The 16600-nt window shown below is 68.5% G+C and carries 15 protein-coding genes and 2 pseudogenes; 8 read left to right on the forward strand and 9 right to left on the reverse strand.

Annotated features, from left to right (window positions below; translation table 11 throughout):
• Positions 1 to 88: 88 nt before the first annotated feature.
• The 4 genes and pseudogenes from AB0M65_RS19255 to AB0M65_RS19270 form a co-directional block, all read right to left on the reverse strand.
• Entirely contained in the window at positions 89 to 997 is a 909-nt protein-coding gene (locus AB0M65_RS19255; RefSeq protein WP_364029098.1) for an ABC transporter permease, read from the reverse strand.
• Between the two features lie 72 nt (positions 998 to 1069).
• Positions 1070 to 1852, reverse strand: a pseudogene (locus AB0M65_RS19260) (ATP-binding cassette domain-containing protein); the annotation flags it as partial.
• 141 nt (positions 1853 to 1993) lie between these two features.
• Positions 1994 to 2464 (reverse strand): annotated as a pseudogene (locus AB0M65_RS19265) (ABC transporter permease subunit); the annotation flags it as partial.
• A gap of 200 nt (positions 2465 to 2664) precedes the next feature.
• Entirely contained in the window at positions 2665 to 3963 is a 1299-nt protein-coding gene (locus tag AB0M65_RS19270) for an ATP-grasp domain-containing protein (protein ID WP_364029014.1), read from the reverse strand.
• An 83-nt stretch (positions 3964 to 4046) separates the two neighbouring features.
• Here AB0M65_RS19270 and AB0M65_RS19275 point away from each other — a divergent pair, with 83 nt between their 5' ends.
• The 3 genes from AB0M65_RS19275 to AB0M65_RS19285 are packed head-to-tail and all read left to right on the forward strand — an operon-like array spanning position 4047 to position 7685.
• Entirely contained in the window at positions 4047 to 5561 is a 1515-nt protein-coding gene (locus AB0M65_RS19275) for an FAD-dependent oxidoreductase (RefSeq protein ID WP_364029016.1), read from the forward strand.
• The gene (locus tag AB0M65_RS19280; RefSeq protein WP_364029018.1) at positions 5561 to 6658 is read left to right on the forward strand and encodes a glutamate--cysteine ligase; all 1098 of its coding nucleotides are present in this window, start codon (positions 5561 to 5563) and stop codon (positions 6656 to 6658) included. Before AB0M65_RS19275 ends, AB0M65_RS19280 begins: the two co-directional genes overlap by 1 nt.
• 19 nt (positions 6659 to 6677) lie before the next feature.
• Positions 6678 to 7685 carry an iron-containing redox enzyme family protein gene (locus AB0M65_RS19285; RefSeq protein WP_364029020.1) on the forward strand — a complete coding sequence of 336 codons (1008 nt, stop codon included), beginning with the start codon at positions 6678 to 6680 and terminating at the stop codon, positions 7683 to 7685.
• On the opposite strand, the gene AB0M65_RS19290 is transcribed toward AB0M65_RS19285, so the two are convergent.
• Positions 7641 to 7868: a CDGSH iron-sulfur domain-containing protein gene (locus tag AB0M65_RS19290; protein ID WP_364029022.1), complete on the reverse strand. Its 228-nt coding sequence runs from the start codon at positions 7866 to 7868 to the stop codon at positions 7641 to 7643. The genes AB0M65_RS19285 and AB0M65_RS19290 overlap by 45 nt on opposite strands.
• On the reverse strand, positions 7852 to 8541 hold the full coding sequence (locus AB0M65_RS19295; protein WP_364029024.1) for a HemK2/MTQ2 family protein methyltransferase: 690 nt from the start codon (positions 8539 to 8541) through the stop codon (positions 7852 to 7854). The genes AB0M65_RS19290 and AB0M65_RS19295 overlap by 17 nt, the downstream gene beginning before the upstream one ends.
• A 148-nt stretch (positions 8542 to 8689) precedes the next feature.
• On the opposite strand from AB0M65_RS19295, the gene AB0M65_RS19300 reads away from it, so the two are divergent.
• The 3 genes from AB0M65_RS19300 to AB0M65_RS19310 are packed head-to-tail and all read left to right on the forward strand — an operon-like array spanning position 8690 to position 11122.
• On the forward strand, positions 8690 to 8851 hold the full coding sequence (locus AB0M65_RS19300; RefSeq protein ID WP_364029026.1) for a hypothetical protein: 162 nt from the start codon (positions 8690 to 8692) through the stop codon (positions 8849 to 8851).
• Between the two features lie 58 nt (positions 8852 to 8909).
• A complete protein-coding gene (locus AB0M65_RS19305; RefSeq protein WP_364029028.1) occupies positions 8910 to 9875 on the forward strand; it encodes a glycosyltransferase in 966 nt (321 codons plus the stop codon).
• A gap of 29 nt (positions 9876 to 9904) precedes the next feature.
• Positions 9905 to 11122 carry a glycosyltransferase gene (locus AB0M65_RS19310; protein ID WP_364029030.1) on the forward strand — a complete coding sequence of 406 codons (1218 nt, stop codon included), beginning with the start codon at positions 9905 to 9907 and terminating at the stop codon, positions 11120 to 11122.
• 29 nt (positions 11123 to 11151) lie between these two features.
• Here the strand turns inward: AB0M65_RS19310 and AB0M65_RS19315 are convergent, their stop codons facing one another.
• From AB0M65_RS19315 to AB0M65_RS19325, 3 genes are read right to left on the reverse strand one after another with little or no spacing between them, the layout of a single operon-like run.
• Complete coding sequence (locus AB0M65_RS19315) at positions 11152 to 12045, reverse strand: glycosyltransferase (RefSeq protein ID WP_364029032.1); 894 nt, start codon at positions 12043 to 12045, stop codon at positions 11152 to 11154.
• Position 12046: 1 nt separating this feature from the next.
• Positions 12047 to 12919 carry a glycosyltransferase gene (locus AB0M65_RS19320; RefSeq protein WP_364029034.1) on the reverse strand — a complete coding sequence of 291 codons (873 nt, stop codon included), beginning with the start codon at positions 12917 to 12919 and terminating at the stop codon, positions 12047 to 12049.
• Positions 12916 to 13803 carry a polysaccharide pyruvyl transferase family protein gene (locus AB0M65_RS19325; protein ID WP_364029036.1) on the reverse strand — a complete coding sequence of 296 codons (888 nt, stop codon included), beginning with the start codon at positions 13801 to 13803 and terminating at the stop codon, positions 12916 to 12918. The genes AB0M65_RS19320 and AB0M65_RS19325 overlap by 4 nt, the downstream gene beginning before the upstream one ends.
• Before the next feature lie 72 nt (positions 13804 to 13875).
• On the opposite strand from AB0M65_RS19325, the gene AB0M65_RS19330 reads away from it, so the two are divergent.
• Together AB0M65_RS19330 and AB0M65_RS19335 are read left to right on the forward strand one after the other, a co-directional pair.
• On the forward strand, positions 13876 to 14838 hold the full coding sequence (locus AB0M65_RS19330) for an NAD-dependent epimerase/dehydratase family protein (RefSeq protein ID WP_364029038.1): 963 nt from the start codon (positions 13876 to 13878) through the stop codon (positions 14836 to 14838).
• Between the two features lie 111 nt (positions 14839 to 14949).
• Positions 14950 to 16572, forward strand: a complete 1623-nt coding sequence (locus AB0M65_RS19335; RefSeq protein ID WP_364029040.1) for a carbamoyltransferase C-terminal domain-containing protein — start codon at positions 14950 to 14952, stop codon at positions 16570 to 16572.
• The last annotated feature ends 28 nt before the right edge of the window (positions 16573 to 16600 follow it).

The raw sequence follows: 16600 nt of genomic DNA on the forward strand, positions 1-16600 counted from the left end.
CTCGTACTGGGTGTACTCGGCCGAAGGGCCCGCGCCGCCAGGAACCACCTGGGCGCGAAGACCACGAACGAGATTTGTCAGACACGCCCTAAAAGCCGCGCGGATGCAGGATCTCCTCGGCGACCAGCCCCAGCCAGTCGACGAAGAGCGCCAGTACGGCGACGATGATGCCGAAGGTCAAGCTCAGGATCGGGCGGTACAGCCCGATCCCGGCGACAAGCCCGCCGCCGAGACCACCGCCGTCGATGAACGTCGCCAGCGTCGCGCTCGCGACGGTGAGCACCAGCGCGGTCCGGATCCCGGCGAGAATCACCGGGACGGCCAGCGGCAGTTCGATCCGCCACAGGATGGCCGTCTTGCCCATGCCCATGCCACGCGCGGCGTCGACGAGGGTCGGGTCGACGCCGTCGAGCCCGACGATCGTGTTCCGCAGCACCGGCAAGGTCGCGTAGACGACGAGCGCCGTCACCGCCGTCGCGGTACCCGTGCCGATCCAGAGCGCGAGCAGTACGACGAGCCCGATCGACGGGATCGCCTGGCCGAGGTTGCCCAGCCCCAGGCCGATCGGCCGGGCCCAGCGGGCACCGGCGCGAGTGAGCAGGATGCCGAGCGGGAGGGCGATGGCGATGGTGCACGCCGTCGAGATCCCGGTGAGCCGCAGGTGCGCGCCCAGTTCGGTGAAGATCTCACCGGCGTTGAGGAAACGCTGTTCGATCGAGTCGATCGGATGCGCACGCACGATCAGGAAGAGCGCCAGCAAGGCGAGGGTCAGCAGGACCGGGCGCACCAGCAGCCCGAGCCGGCGCCGACGAGGCCGCGCGGACACCGTGGTGTCCGGACCCGCGACAGGCGCCTCTTCTGTGTCCGGGATCGCGGGCGCGGGTGCCTCGTCGGTGGTTTTCAGTGCCGCGACGAGGCTGGGCACGTCGCACACTCCCAGCGGCCGCGCGGTGCCGTCCTCGGTGACCACGACCGCGGTGCTGCCGGTCCGCACCATCACGTCCAGCACGTCCCGCAGGGTGTCGTCGGGCCGGACCGGAGGCAGGCCGTCCGGCCCGGTCGCGGGCCGGAGCTCCAGGTCACCCACCCGGATCAGCGCGAGCCGCTTCAGGTTCCGTTTCGAGCCGACGAAGCTCGCGACGTAATCGTCCGCCGGGGCGGCGAGGATCGCCTGAGGCGTATCGTACTGCGCGATCACCGACCGCGGCCGCAGCACGGCGATCCGGTCGCCGACCTTCAGCGCCTCGTCGAAGTCGTGTGTGACGAACACAATCGTTTTGCGCACTTCCCGTTGCAGGCGAAGGAATTCGTCCTGCAACCGGGCGCGGGTGATCGGGTCGGTGGAGCCGAACGGCTCGTCCATCAGCATGACCGGCGGGTCCGCGGCCATCGCCCGCGCCACCCCGACACGCTGCTGCTGACCGCCGGAAAGCTCACGCGGGTACCGGATGCCGTGCTCGCGGGTCAGGCCGACGACGTCGAGCAGCTCGCGCACACGGTCGGCGACGCGTCGCCGGGTCCAGCCAAGCATCCGCGGCACCACGCCGATGTTGGCGTCCACCCGCAGATGCGGGAAGAGCCCGACCTGCTGGATGACGTAGCCGGTGTTGCGCCGGTGTTCGTCGAGGTCGAGCGCCGACACGTCCGTGCCGCCGATCGTGACGACGCCCGCGGTGGGCTCGACGAGCCGGTTGATCATCCGCATGGTCGTGGTCTTGCCGCAGCCCGACGGACCGGTCAGCACGACGATTTCGCCCGCGGGGATACGCATCGTCAGGCGTTCGACCGCCGGTACCGCTTGTCCGGGGTAGTGCTTGCCGACGTCCCGCAACTCGATCGTCTCACCGCCCATTCCGGCGGCTGCCCCCGATTTCGCCGGAGCCGCTGGAGCCGCCGCTCGGCCGGCACGGGGACGTCGCCGGGTGGTCAGCTTGCCGACCACCACGAAGGCCAGGTCGAACAGCAGCGCCAGCACCATGATCCCGAGCGTTCCGGTGAGGACCTGGTTCAGGGAGTTGGCCGAGCCGAACCGGCCGAGCCCGTCGAAGATCTGGTTGCCGAGGCCGGGGCCCTTGACGTACGCGCCGATGGCCGCGATACCGATCGTGATCTGCGTCGAGACCCGGATACCGGAAAGGATCACCGGCCAGGCGAGTGGCAGTCGCACGCGAAACAGCAGCCGCAGGCGGCCGAGACCCATCCCCCGCGCCGCGTCCACTACGGCCGGGTCGACGCCACGCAGTCCGACGATCGTGTTGCGTGTGATCGGCAGAAGGGCGTAGAGCACCAGTGCGAACAGGACATTCGTCAGCCCCAGCCCGAACGGGCCGATCAGGATGCCCAGCAGCGCGATCGACGGGACGGTCAGGAACGCCGCCGTCGTCGTGGTCGCCATCGAGCCGAGCCACCGCCGCCGGTAGGTGAGCAAGCCGATCGTCATACCGACCAGCACGGCCAGTGCCATCGCCGCCAGGGTGAGATCGACGTGCAAGATCGCGTCGTTGACGACGTCGATCCAGTTCTCTCGGAGGTACTCCGACAGGCTCAGGGCGTCGCTCCTCGACGTCGCAGGGACAGAAACAGCCGACCACGCCGGGTTCGGCCGGGCTCAGCCCAACATGCCCGCGGTGCTCCTGTCCACCCACGTCACGAACAACGCGGGGCCTATCCGTCCTCGAAGTCGAACCGCAGCGCCTCGACGCACCGGTGATATTTCTGTTCCATCTCGCGCTGGGTCTGCGCCGCGACGAACAGGTGCGCGAGTTCGTAGCTGTAGCTGTCCTGCGCCGGCATGTCCGAGAGCCGCGTGCCCTCCTCCGGCACCACTTCGATCTTGACGCCGGGGATCTCCGCCTCCAGGTCCGCGATCTCGCCCTTGGTGGGCACGCGGGTGACCACACCGTCGCGGAAGCGGCGGTGGTACCACTTTCCCGCGATCCGGTAGTCACCGTGCCGCCCCCGCTCCCCCGGATCCAGGCCGAGTCCCAGCCGCACCATGATCTGGTGGTTCGCCACGCCGTCGACGTACTCGAACAGTTCCGCGTGGGACTGCGAATGCCTCGGATTGATCTCCAGCAGGCAGGCCTGCCCGGATTCGGGATGGCAGAAGAACTCGATGCTGAAGGTGGCGTTGTCGAACCCGATCTGTTCCATCACCCGGACCGAGATCTCCTTCATCCGCTCGACCGCGTCGCCGGGCAGCTGCGACGGGTACTGATGTCTCAGGAAGCACGCGGAGTCGGGATAATTGATCGAATCGAGTACTCCGTACATCGTCACCCGCCCGTTGTGGACGTATCCCTCGGTCGCGGCCTGCACCCCGGTGAGTTCGCCTTCCGCGAGGCACGCCGCTCCTCCCGCGTCGGCCACTTCCACCGGAAGCTCGACCTTGCCGAGGATGAGGTCGAAGGGTTCGCCGACCCGGTCGACTCCTTCCCGGATCTCGGCCACCGCGTGGGCGAACTCATCCTCGTCGGCGACATGGAACGCCAGTTCGGACGAGAAGGACTTCACCGGTTTGAGCCACATGGGGTAGTCGACCTCCTCAGGTGGCCGAGGGTCGTCTTGTCCCAGATCGACGATGCCGAACGGCGGCACCTCGTCGATCACCTTCGTCTGTTCGAGCCGACTCCAGTATTTGTGCTCGCATTTGAGCACCGCTTCGAGTGACACGCCGGGAAGGTCGTACTTCTCGCACAGCATCGCCACCATCGTCGAAGCCGGGAAATCCCAGTAGCTGACGATCGCGTCGATCGAACCGGGGAAAGCGTCCAACCGCGCTTGTGCCTTCTCCATGAGTTCGATGATCGGGATCTCGCCGTACTGGAGTTCCTCGACTGACAGCAAGGGATGAAACCGGTACCGGTCCGCGCCTGGGATCCGCCGCAGTACCGCTTCGTTGCCTTCGTCGAGGCCGATCACGAAGACGTTCTTCTCCTCAGGGGGCTTGGAGGGTGTGTTCATGGACGACGGCTACCCGCGCCATCGTCGCCGAAAACCCGGCTGACGCTGGTTTGGCGACGTTGTCGTCCGGGAATCCGGGCACCATGACGGAGTCGCCCGGCACACGTTCACTGTGGATCGATACCGCACCCGCTCCCGATCGGAGCGGCACCCCGCTGCCGTCGAAGGTCGACGTCGCCGTGCTCGGCGGCGGTATCGCCGGGCTGACCACGGCCTACCGTCTCGCCCGTGCGGGACGGTCGGTACTGGTTCTGGAGGCGGGCCGGCTCGCGGCGGGGGTGTCCGGGCACACCACGGCGAAGGTCAGCACCCAGCACGGGTTGAAGTACGCCACGCTGGCCAAGACCAAAGGCACCGAAGCCGCCGCGATCTACGCCCGCAGCCAGACCTCGGCCCTGGAGTGGATCGCGGCCGCGTCGGCCGAACTCGGCATCGACTGCGGCTTCACCCGCGCCGACAGCTTCGTGTACACGACCAAGCCCGAAACCGTGGAAAGTCTCGAGCGGGAAGCGGAGGCCGCCGCCGAAGCAGGTCTCCCCGCGACCTTCGGCACCGAGGTCGATCTCGACGTGCCCGCGATCGGAGCGGTCAAATTCACCGCACAGGCCCATTTCCACCCTCGCCGGTGGCTGCTCGGCCTTGCCGGCGAGATCGAACGGGTGGGCGGCACGATCGTGGAGGGCGTCCGCGCGGACGGTGTCGACGAGCGCGGTGGTGTCCGGGTGCGCACCGGCCGCGGCGAGGTCCGGGCGAATGAGGTCGTGGTCGCGACCCACTATCCGATCCTGGACCGCGGCCTGTTCTTCGCCCGGCTGGATCCGGTACGCGACCTCGTGGTGGCAGGCCCCGTCGAAGGGAACCGGCTACCGGACGGGATGTTCCTCGACGCGGACACCCATCATTCCGTGCGCGGCTACTCGAACGACGGCGTCCCGTACGCGGTCGCGGGTGGTGAGCATTACCGCGTCGGCGATTCGGTCGACGTCGAGAGCCGTTACGAACGTTTGGCGAGCTGGGCGGGCCGTCACGCCGGTGTCGGTCGCGTGACCCACCGCTGGTCCGCGCATGATCTGTCCACTTTGGACTCCGTGCCGTACGTCGGGCGCTATCATCCGGCGAGCCGTCACCTTTGGGTCGCCACCGGCTTCGGGCAGTGGGGTATGACAGGCGGCACCGCCGCCGGACTTCTGCTGGGAGATCTGCTGACCGGCAGGGAGAATCCCGCGGCGAGCCTGTACGACCCGAACCGCTTCGACCTCCGGTCCGCGATCACCACCGTCGAAAACAACGTGACGGTCGCGAAATTCCTGATCGGTGACCACGTCAGCGCCCTGCGGAAGCCCGCCTCCCTTGACGAACTGGCCCCCGGCGAGGCCAAGGTCACCCGTGACGGCGGCGAACTCGTCGCCGCGTATCGGGATCCGGGCGGCGAACTGCACGCCGTCGGCGCCCACTGCACCCACCTCGGCTGCCTGGTCGCGTTCAACAACGCTGAGAAGACCTGGGACTGCCCTTGCCACGGCTCACGGTTCGACCTCGATGGCTCGGTCATCCAAGGACCGGCCGTGCGCGCGCTGGCGAAGAAACGGGAGCGGTGATGACCGGCATCGGTGTCGAAGAGGAGTTCCTGCTGGTCGACCCGCGAACCGGGGTGAGCTGCCCACGCGCCGAGGCGGTGATCACACGGCACCATGCCTGCTGCCGGCTGCCCGACGGCTCCGCCGTGCACCGCGAACTGCGGCCGACCCAGATCGAAGCCGCCACCGGCGTCTGCGAGACGGCCGACGAGCTGTACCGGCATCTGATCGCGGGACGGCGCACTCTCGCCGAGGCTGCCGCGCAGGAGGATTGCGCGATCATCGCCTCCGGTACTCCCCTGCGGGCCTCGCCGGATCGCCACTACGAGACCGGCGACCGGTTCGGCGAGGTCGACGAGCTCTACGCCGGAGTCGTCAAGGCGTACGAGGCTTGCGGATGTCACGTTCATGTCGGCGTACCCGATCGCGAGGTCGCGGTCGCCGTCGTGAACCATCTGTCGCCTTGGCTGCCCACCCTGCTCTCCCTGTCCGGCAATTCGCCGTTCCACCAAGGCCAAGACACCGGCTATGACAGCTGGCGGATGGTGGAGCAGAGCCGGTTCCCCGGTTCGGGCCTCCCGCCGTACTTCACCGACGGCGCCGAATACGACCGGCAGGTGGACCGTCTGGTGGACTGCGGTGTGCTCGTGGACGAGCGCCAGACGTTCTGGCTCGCGCGCCCGTCGTCGCGCTGGCCGACGGTCGAGGTACGAGCCGCCGATACGGCGTCCACTGTGGACGAAGCGGTGCTGCAGGCATTGCTGACCCGCGCGCTGGTGCGCACCGCGCTCGCCGCGCTGGACCGCGGTGTCGAGGCCGAACCGCTGGATCCGCAGATCGCCGCCGCCGCGGTGTGGTCGGCCAGCCGGCACGGCCTGTCGGGTCCGGCCGTCGATCCGGTGGCCGGGAAGACGATTCCGGCCACCGACCGGGCCGCCTCGCTGCTGGCGCACACCGGCCCGGCGCTGGAGGAGACGGGCGACCTCGCCTTGGTGCGGCCACTCTTCGAACGACTGGAGAACGAAGGCACCGGCGCCGAACGGCAACGCCGGGCGGCCGTCGACGGCGATATCGCGGTATTGCGGATGCTCACCGAAGAAACGGTTCCGCACGCCTGACCGTGGGTATCCGCCGCCCATGACGACTTCCGATCTTGAGGTGGCCGCGAGGCTGCCGCAGATCCGCGGCCCGCTGTCCGCGGCCGTGGTGGACACCCTGGCGGGTGGTCGCCGAGATGACTTCGATCTCGACGCGGCCGTCGGCGCGGACCCGTTCGGTGAAGATCTGCAGCTGGCGTTGCACGTCTGCTACGAACTGCACTACCAGGGCTTCGCCGAGGTGGACGCGGACTGGGAATGGGACATTTCACTGCTCGCCTTCCGCGCCGCCCTGGAGCGCGTGTTCCTCGACGGCCTCCGCCAGGCCGTTCCCGGCGGGGAAGACGTCGAGGCGCTGCTCGACGAATTGCTGATCGAGCCCGCCGACGGAAACGGGGTCTCGCACTTCCTCCGTGACGACGGCGCGTGGTGGCACGTCGAGGAGTACTTCGCCCACCGCTCGATCTACCACCTGAAGGAGGCCGATCCCCACGCGTGGGTGATCCCGCGGCTGCGGGGGCGGGCCAAGGCCGCGCTGGTCGCCGTCGAATTCGACGAGTTCGGGGGCGGGCGGGCCGAGCAGGCGCATTCCCAGCTGTTCGCGGATCTGCTGACCGCCGCGGGCCTGTCCGACGGCTACCTCGCCTACCTCGACCACGTCCCGGCCCACACGCTCGCGACGGTGAACATGATGTCGCTGTTCGGCCTGCACCGGAGCCTGCGTGGCGCGCTCGTCGGGCATTTCGCCAGCGCCGAGATCACCACCGCGCCCGCCGCCCGCCGGATGGACGAGGCGTTGCGACGGCTCGGCGGGGCGAAGGAATGCCGCTATTTCTATACCGAGCACATCGAGGCCGACGCCGTCCACGAACAGGTGCTGCGACACGACGTCATCGGTGACCTGCTGAAGCGGGAACCCGGTTTGGCGGCGGACATCGCGTTCGGCATCCAGGCCACCGGACTGCTGGAGGACCGGCTGAGTGACCACCTCATGCGGTGCTGGTCACTCGGTGAGTCCTCCTTGCTCAGGCCGCTGCGTCTGCCGTGACCTTCGGCGGTGGCTGGTGTCGCAGAACGGGTAGCGCTTGCTGCGACGGCAGGCGCAAAGGGCGACCACGAACCGATCCGAGGTCACCGTCTCGCCGTCGCCCGTGACGACCTCGACGGGCCCCTCCACCAGGAGGGGCCCACCGGGCTCGATCCGGACCCGGGTCTTACGGCCGCTCGGCACGGATCACCACCAGTTCTTCGTGCTGCTGCCCGGCCGCGATCAGGCCCGCTTCTTCGAGGAAGACTGCCCGCGCCCGCATCACCGGTCCGAACAGGATCGGCCGGGCCGCCACCACGGTCGCGGAGAGACCCGACGCACGCAGCTGCGAAAGCGATTTGTCCACATCGGCCACCGCGGAATGGACGAGGAGCAGAAAACCTTGAGGTGCCAGCATCGAAGCCACTTCGGAACACAGCTGGTCCAGCACGACGCGTCCGTCCGGACCGGCGTCCCACGCCCGCGCGGCCCCGCTCGCGGGTTTCGGGCAGGGGACATACGGCGGATTCGCCAGCACGACATCGTACGGCCCACCGCGAGCAGCTTCCGCGAGGCTTCCCCGCAGCGGGCGGATCGGCAGCCGGCGCAGGCGCGCGTTCGTCCAGACCGCGGCCAGCGCCCGGCGGGAGATGTCCACGGCGGTCACCGAAGCGGCACCGCTCGTCGCGGCCGTCAGTGCCAAGGCACCGGTGCCCGCGCACAAGTCGAGCACGCGAGCACCGGACGGCATCCCGGACGCGTGCAAGGCGGACGCCAGGAACCACGTGTCGTCCTGCGGCCGGTAGACGCCGGGCGGCCGGAACAGTCTTAGCCGCGGCGGGGCGAGGGGTCTGGCGCTACTGGTGATTCCGGTCATGGCTCCTCCGCTTCGCCGATCGTGCTTCCGGCTACCACCGTCGTGCGGTGCCAAACGTCCACAGTGGCCGGAGAATTCGCCGGACGGAACAGGATTGAACCGACGCTTGGCGGGTAGTCGCCGGGAAAGGACCACAAGGAGGTTTCTCATGGGTGACGACACCGGCAAGGAGAAGGCCGCGCAGCAGCCCGAAGGGGCCGAATCAGGCAGCGGAAAGATTACCGACGACGAGGAGCGTCAGGAAATCCGGGGCGAACAGGGTACTTCTTCCGGCGACCCCCATGACGACACGGATCCCCAGTCCGGGTGATTCGACGTTGGGCCACGAACGCACGTTTAGTTTGGCGGATAAGGGAAATCCCCTGTGCATGACGAAACAGGCGCCGCTGCGGATTCTCCTGTGGCACGTCCACGGTTCCTGGGCGGAGTCCTTCGTGCGCGGGCCTCACCGTTATTACTTGCCCTTGCTGCCCGAAGGCGGGCAGTGGGGGCGTGGACTGTGCGGCCGTGACTGGCCGAACGCGGAAGAGGTCCCCGTCGACCGGTTGAAGGATCTCGACCCGGACGTGGTCGTCCTGCAGCGGCCCGAAGAGATCGACCTGGTCGACCGGTGGCTGGGCCGTCGTCCCGGCGGGGACCTTCCCGCGGTTTTCGTCGAGCACAACACCCCACGGCCGTCCGCGGCGACCACCCGGCATCCGCTCGCCGACCGGAACGACATCCCCTTGGCGCATGTCACGCACTTCAACGAGCTGATGTGGGATTCCGGTCTCGCACCGACCGTGGTGATCTCGCACGGCATCCCCGATCCGGGTGACCACTACACGGGTGAGATCCCGCATGGGGTGGCGATGATCAACGAGCCCGTCCGGCGAGGACGGATCACCGGGACCGATCTCCTGCCCGCGTTCGCGGAGATCGCTCCGGTGGACGTCTACGGCATCGGCAGTGAGGAACTCGACGGCCGTCATCGGGCGGTGTGGGCCGGTGGCGACCTTCCGGCCGCGCGACTGCATGCCGAAGTCGCCCGTCGCCGGGTGTACCTGCACACCGCTCGCTGGACGTCGCTCGGCTTGTCGTTACTCGAGGCAATGCACCTGGGGACGCCGGTCGTCGCGCTCGCGACCACGGAAGCCGTCCTCGCTGTACCTCCTGACGCCGGAGTGATCTCGACGGACGTCCAAGCACTCGCGAAGGCGTACCGAGAACTTATCCACGAACCAGACTTCGCTGTCCTGGCTGGAAAAGCCGCGCGTGAGTTCGCACTGTCCCACTACGGGCTCGACGCGTTTCTGAATCGCTGGGACGCCCTGCTGACCGAGGTGATCGCTTGACTCCGCCAGGCGCGGAGGGAAGGAGTCCGATGAGGATCGCGATGGTTTCCGAACACGCCAGCCCGCTCGCCGCCCTGGGCGGAGCCGACGCCGGTGGCCAGAACGTCCATGTCGCGGAACTTTCCGCCGCGCTGAGCCGTCAAGGCCACGACGTCACCGTCTACACCCGTCGCGAGAGCCGCCGCGTTCCCGCGACGGTCGAGGCCCCGGACGGATACCGCGTCGTCCATGTGCCGGCGGGACCACCGAAGAAGACCCCGAAAGACGAACTCCTGCCATATATGGGGGATTTCGCCCGCTTCCTTCGCTCACGCTGGAGCAAGGACCGGCCCGACGTGGTCCACGCGCATTTCTGGATGTCGGGACTGGCCTCCCTGCTGGCCGCCAAGGAAATCGGCGTCCCGGTGGCCCAGACCTTTCACGCCCTGGGCGTGGTGAAACGACGCTACCAGGGCAAAAACGACACCAGCCCGCCGGAGCGGAACCAGCTGGAGCGGATGATCGCCAAACGAGCCGATCGGGTGATCGCGACCTGTTCGGACGAGGTCTTCGAACTCGTCCGCATAGGTCTTCCCCGATCTCGCGCCTCCGTCGTCCCTTGCGGGGTCAACCTCGAGGGATTCACTCCCAACGGCGACGCCGCCGCTCGCACCGCTCCACATCGGATCGTCAGTGTCGGCAGGCTGGTACCCCGCAAGGGTTTTGACAACGTCATCACCGCTTTGGCCGGGCTGCCCGCCACCGAACTCGTGATCGCGGGCGGACCTGGCTCGGGCAAACTCGAGAACGACGAGGAAGCCCGGCGGCTACGCGCCATCGCCGAGCGGGTGGGTGTGAGCGACCGCGTGCACATGCCAGGGCAGATTTCACGTGACGAAATGCCGTCGCTCATGCGCTCCGCCGACGCGGTCGTCTGCACTCCCTGGTACGAACCGTTCGGGATCGTGCCGCTCGAAGCGATGGCGTGCGGTGTCCCGGTGGTCGCGGCCGCGGTCGGCGGACTGACCGACACCGTGGTCGACGGGGCCACTGGCCTGCTCGTCCCGCCCCAGAATCCCAAGGGTCTCGCGACCGCGTTACGACGACTGCTCGAGGACGCCTCCCTGCGTGAGGCGTACGGGCTGGCGGGCGCGGACCGCGTACGGGCGCGGTATTCCTGGGATCGGGTGGCTTCCGATTGCGTACGCGCTTATGCGCGGGTTTTGCAGGGAGAAACCGAGGTCGCTGTCGCCGCTTCGCCGTCCTGAGGCCGGGACTTCCGACTTCCGGGTGGTCGTCAGCCGACGTACCGCCGGGCCACCGACTTCCGCTGCGAGTCCTCCAGCAGGACCAGCCCGCGTTCTACCTCCGCCGGGACCACCTGTCGCTCCCGCAAAACCCACGGCAGCCCCCGCACCGCCTCGCCGACGGCCGCGACCGTCGCCCGGTCGAACGGGGCCGAGCGGAGCACGGTGACCATCCGCCGCAGAGCACTCCGGAGCGGACGACGTAGCCAGAGCGTCCACAGGGTGTTCCTGATGCCGAGCTGGCGACGGCGGCGCGGGTCACGGACGGCCGACGGGGCATGGTGGATGACCATTTGCTCGTCCCAGCACATCCACCAGCCACGGGTGGCGAGGTCGAGGGCGAACAGTTCCTCTTCTCCCCCGAGCCACATCCGATCGGAGAAGCCGCCGACGTCGGTGAACGCGCGGACCCGGACGGCCGAGAGGCCCGCCATCACGCCCAGCAACGCCGGACCGGGCAGCCAGTCCGGCCCGGGAACCGGGGAATACCTCAGTTCCGGGGTGATCGGGTCCTCGCTCAGCTTGGGCTCGACCAGGCACCGCCCGGTCACCACGCCGAGTCCGGGATACCGGTCGAGGTGGTCGGCGGCGCGGGTCAGCGCGTCCGGCTGCCACCGGGTGTCGTCATCGCAGAAGGCCACATAGGGCGTCGTCACCTCGCCCACCGCGACGTTGCGGGCCACGGCTCCGAGGTTTCGGGGCGAGCGGATCAGCCGCACCGAGGGAAAGCTGCGCTCGACGGCGTCCGCTGTGCCGTCCGTGGAGGCGTTGTCCACCAGCACGATCGGCGCCGCGTCGGGGAGCGCGATCATCGACGCGAGTGTCTCCAGCAGCTGCTCGCGCCGGTTGTAGGTGATCATGACGACCGTGATCCGGTCCTGCACTTCAGCCTCCCTGTGCTTGTTCGAGAACGCGGATCTGGTGCTCCACCCCGGCGGGCAGCGGCCGTCGCTCGGCCAGCGCACGCGGCAGCTTCCGGACGGTGCCGGCTAGCGCGCGGACGACGTGAGGTTCCCGGGGAATGCGTTTCACCGCCTGGAAAACTTGGAGCAGGCACTGCCGGACGGGCCGCCTCATGACCGTGATCAGCAGGTCGTTCCGGAGTTCGACGCGTTGGCGCCAGCCGGCCGACGGCCGCGCCGTCGACGGGTGGTGATAAGCCCGCACCCGTTCCACGTAACAGAGTCGCCAGCCCAGCGCGGCGAGGTCGTAGGACAGCAGCTTCTCTTCCGCGCCGAAACGCAGCAACGGACTGAAACCCGCCGCCTGCAGATAAGCCTTTCGCCGGACGACCGCGGAGCAGGCAAGGAATCCGAGCACCACCGGTCCTGGAAGCCCTTCAGGCCTGCCCAGTGGACTTTCAGCCATCAGCACGACGACGGGATCCTCACGTTGTTCTTCTCCGACGAGGGTTTTCGCCGCCACCAGTCCGACGTCGTCGTGGGTGTCGAGGAGCCGCTCCACTTCGGTGAGCGCGTCGTCGGCCCACCAGGAGTCGTCGTCGCTGAAGGCGACATAGGGTGTCCGCGCCAGCGCGACGCCGAGATTCCGGGCCGCCGCACCGATATTGCCCGGCAGGCTGACCACGCGGACACCGTCGAACCGGGACGCGCGGGCCGCGGTGTCGTCACTCGAAGCGTTGTCGATCACCACGACCGGCGGCGCAGGGCGCAACGACGTCAGTTCCGTCAGCGTCCGTTCGAGTTCTTCCGCCCGGTCGCGAGTGGCGATCACAACCGTCGTCCGTGCCGGGCTCACCGGGCAGACCCGGGTTTGAGCGCCTCGACCATGTCCCGCACCAGCTCGTTGTCCGTCGGCAGCGCCCGGAGCGCCGCCACCGCTCTGCCCTGGACCGACGAACACCAGCGCCACCAGGAATCGAGGACTTCGGTCCGGTGCGCCTCCTCGGCGGGCACCAGCGCGGGCCAGCCGAGCGCGTCGGCCTGGGCGGTGACCTTGCCGCCACCCGCGACCGGGTCGATCGCCAAGGCGGGAACGCCTGACCGCAGACTCAGTACCAAACCGTGCAGCCGGGTCGTGACCACGACGTCCAGATGCGAAACAATCGACGTGAACTGATCCGGCGTCTCACAGCGCTCCCAGTCCGACGGCGCCAGCCGCGTGTCGAGCGGCACCCTGGCACAGTTCACCCCGGCGATCCATCCGGTCACCGCGGCGTGCACGTCCGCGTGCCGGGCGAAGTCTCCGTACTCGCGCTGCGTCGGCGCCAGGATCACCCCCGCCACCAGCACCTCGTCGGTCGGCACGTCGACCGAGAGGTCCGGGATGGCGAGCCCGTCGTGGTCACGCGCGAACACCTCGTCGAAGCCGGTGACCGCGTCGTCGTCCGGATTGATCACCGACACCCCGACGGCGATCCGGCGGCAATGCGCGAACCGCTGGTGCATCTCACGTACCTGCCACCCCTGTGCGGGACCGCAGACGAACACGACATGGCTGTACCGCCCGGGTTCCACTTCCTCGTAACTCAGGTCGTCCGGCCGGAAGACAGGACTCCAGGCAAGGTCGTGCGGCAGCCCCATGGCGGACAGTGCTTGATCGACTTTCCGCATGCTCAGCACGTCGCCCGCGGTCGCTTCACCATGACGAAAACTCGCCCAGCCGATCACCAATGCGCGCATACCCGACGCTTACCCTGCTCCGGCGGCTTCACACGAAGTTTTTTCGGATGGCTGTCCGGGTAGCCCGTCCTCATGGACGGACGATTCGAACGTGCCCTGGTGACCGGAGGTGCGGGCTTCGTCGGATCGCACCTGTGCGAACGATTACTGGACGACGGGACCGAGGTGGTCGCGGCCGACAATTTCGCCACCGCCGACACCGGCAATATCGCCCATTTCCTCGACCACCCCGCGTTCCACTTGCTCTCGCGGGACGTGACCGTGCCGATCACCGCGCCGGGCCCGTTCGACGTCGTCTTCCACCTGGCTTCGGCCGCCTCGCCGCGGGACTATTTCCGGCTCCCGCTGGAGACCTTGCGCGCGGGCTCGTACGGCACCGAACACGCGCTGGCCATCGCCGAACGCGACGGCGCCCGGTTCGTCCTCGCGTCGACCAGCGAGGTCTACGGCGATCCGCGGGAACATCCGCAGCGCGAGGACTACTGGGGACATGTGAACCCGATCGGCCCGCGCAGTGTCTACGACGAGGCCAAGCGCTATGCCGAAGCGCTCACCGCGGCCACCCGCCGCGAGCGCGCGGTGAACACCGGTATCGCCCGGATCTTCAACACCTATGGCCCCCGGATGCGGTGCGACGACGGCCGCATGATCCCGACGTTCATCACGCAGGCACTGGGCGGGAAACCGCTCACCGTGGCCGGAACCGGACAGCAGACACGCTCTCTCTGCTACGTCGACGACACCGTCGGAGGCCTGGTCGCGCTCGCGGGCTCCGGCTTTCCGGGGCCGGTGAACCTCGGTAATCCCCACGAACTCGCCGTGCTCCAGATCGCCGAGGAGATCGTGTCGGTCACCGGCAGCTCGTCGGCGATCGAATACATCGACGCCGCCGTCGACGATCCCTCCCGTCGCTGCCCGGACATCTCGCTCGCACGGCGGGAACTCGGCTGGGCGCCGAAGATCGATCTGGCGCAAGGACTTCCGCTCACCATCGACTGGTACATCCGGAACCACCCCCTAGAGTCGCTTCACTGAGTAGCGACGTCCTGGGGTTTTGCGTCGCTTCGTTTATCGGCGACTCCACCGGGTAGCGCTATGGGAGTAAGGCGGGTCACGACCCGCATCCCCGACCGGAGAGGTGGCCCGGTGCGCATTCTCGGTATCAACGCCGTCTTCCACGACCCGGCCGCCGCGCTGGTCATCGACGGCGAGATCGTGGCAGCGGCCGAAGAGGAGCGATTCAGCCGTCGCAAGCACGGCAAGCGGCCCGTCCCTTTTTCCGCTTGGGAACAACCCGTCGAGGCAGCCGCGTGGTGCCTCGCGGAAGCGGGTATCGCGCCGCAGGATCTCGACGCCGTCGGGTACTCCTACGATCCCGCGCTCGTCGAGCCGGGGATCGACGGGCACGACGGGAAGAACGAAGGCCTGCGGACCGATTTCGCCCGGCGGGCTCCCGCTTTTCTGAAGTCGGCCCTGCCCGGCCTCGATCCCTCGATCGTCCGGTTCGTCCGGCATCACGTCGCCCACGCCGCGTCGGCCGCACTGGCCGCACCCTTCGACGACTGCGCGGTGCTGGTGGCCGACGGGCGCGGTGAGAGCACGTCGTATCTGGCAGGCGAGTACCGCGACGGCAAATTCGAGGAACTCGCCGAGCAGCGACTCCCCCACTCACTCGGGCTGATGTACGAGGACCTGACCGAACACCTCGGCTTCGCCCGCTCCAGCGACGAATACAAGGTCATGGCGCTGGCCTCCTACGGAAAGCCCCGTTTCCTCGGCCAGATCGCCGAGGAGGTCCACACCAACGGCATGGGCTTCCGGACGGACCCGATCGACTGGGCGTCTTTCGCACCGGCCGTCGAGCCGGGGCAGGAGCCAGGGCAGGCACACGCCGATCTGACCGCCAGTGTCCAGCGCTGCCTGGAAAACGTGCTTCTCGAGCTGGCGAACGGGCTGCACGAGCGCACTGGGCACACCGATCTGGCGATGGCGGGCGGGATCGCGCTCAACTGTGTCGCGAACACGCGGATCCATGCCGAAGGCCCGTTCGACCGGGTCTGGGTCCAGCCCGCCGCCGGGGACGCGGGCACCGCACTCGGCGCGGCACTGCAGCTCGCCGCCGAATTCGGGGAACGCGGCGCGCCGATGCCCGGAGCGGATCTCGGCCGGAGCTGGTCCGACGACCAGCTGGAGAACGCGCTCAAAACGGCGAACGTCCGCTACGAACGACCGGACGACGTCGCCGAGGCCGTCGCCGAAGCCCTCGCGGACGACCGGATCGTGGCCTGGTTCCAAGGCCGGTCCGAGTTCGGTCCGCGCGCTCTCGGCCACCGATCGCTGCTCGCCCACCCCGGGCACCAGGAAAATCTCGAACGGCTCAACGACGTCAAGGGACGCGAACAGTTCCGCCCGGTAGCGCCGATGGTGCTCGCCGAACGGGCGCCGGAGGTGTTCTCCCGCGGGCCGCTTCCCAGTCCGTACATGCTGTTCGTGCACGACGTCGCGCCACGGTGGAGGGACCGGATCCCCGCGGTCACCCACGTCGACGGTACCGCCCGGGTGCAGACCGTCGATCCCGCCGACGACGCGCTGGTGGCCAGGATGCTCGGCGCGTTCGAACGGCGGACCGGGCTCCCCGCGGTCGTCAACACCAGCCTCAACACCGCCGGCAGGCCGATGGTCGACTCGCCGAGGGACGCGCTGGAGTGCTTTGGCTCCGCACCCATCGATCTGCTCGCACTCGGGCCCTTCGTGGTCCGCCGCCCGTGAACCAGCTGAACGTCCTTGGAGGTGTGTC

The sequence above is a fragment of the Amycolatopsis sp. NPDC051071 genome (assembly GCF_040682875.1).
Classification (GTDB): Bacteria; Actinomycetota; Actinomycetes; order Mycobacteriales; family Pseudonocardiaceae; genus Amycolatopsis.

Bases quoted from the DNA above. Each gene is read 5' to 3' on its own strand.
- AB0M65_RS19255 (WP_364029098.1), bottom strand. From the start codon at position 997: ATGGTGCGGACCGGCAGCACCGCGGTCGTGGTCACCGAGGACGGCACC.
- AB0M65_RS19270 (WP_364029014.1), bottom strand. From the start codon at position 3,963: ATGAACACACCCTCCAAGCCCCCTGAGGAGAAGAACGTCTTCGTGATC.
- AB0M65_RS19275 (WP_364029016.1), top strand. From the start codon at position 4,047: ATGACGGAGTCGCCCGGCACACGTTCACTGTGGATCGATACCGCACCC.
- AB0M65_RS19280 (WP_364029018.1), top strand. From the start codon at position 5,561: ATGACCGGCATCGGTGTCGAAGAGGAGTTCCTGCTGGTCGACCCGCGA.
- AB0M65_RS19285 (WP_364029020.1), top strand. From the start codon at position 6,678: ATGACGACTTCCGATCTTGAGGTGGCCGCGAGGCTGCCGCAGATCCGC.
- AB0M65_RS19295 (WP_364029024.1), bottom strand. From the start codon at position 8,541: ATGACCGGAATCACCAGTAGCGCCAGACCCCTCGCCCCGCCGCGGCTA.
- AB0M65_RS19300 (WP_364029026.1), top strand. From the start codon at position 8,690: ATGGGTGACGACACCGGCAAGGAGAAGGCCGCGCAGCAGCCCGAAGGG.
- AB0M65_RS19305 (WP_364029028.1), top strand. From the start codon at position 8,910: ATGACGAAACAGGCGCCGCTGCGGATTCTCCTGTGGCACGTCCACGGT.
- AB0M65_RS19310 (WP_364029030.1), top strand. From the start codon at position 9,905: ATGAGGATCGCGATGGTTTCCGAACACGCCAGCCCGCTCGCCGCCCTG.
- AB0M65_RS19325 (WP_364029036.1), bottom strand. From the start codon at position 13,803: ATGCGCGCATTGGTGATCGGCTGGGCGAGTTTTCGTCATGGTGAAGCG.
- AB0M65_RS19330 (WP_364029038.1), top strand. From the start codon at position 13,876: ATGGACGGACGATTCGAACGTGCCCTGGTGACCGGAGGTGCGGGCTTC.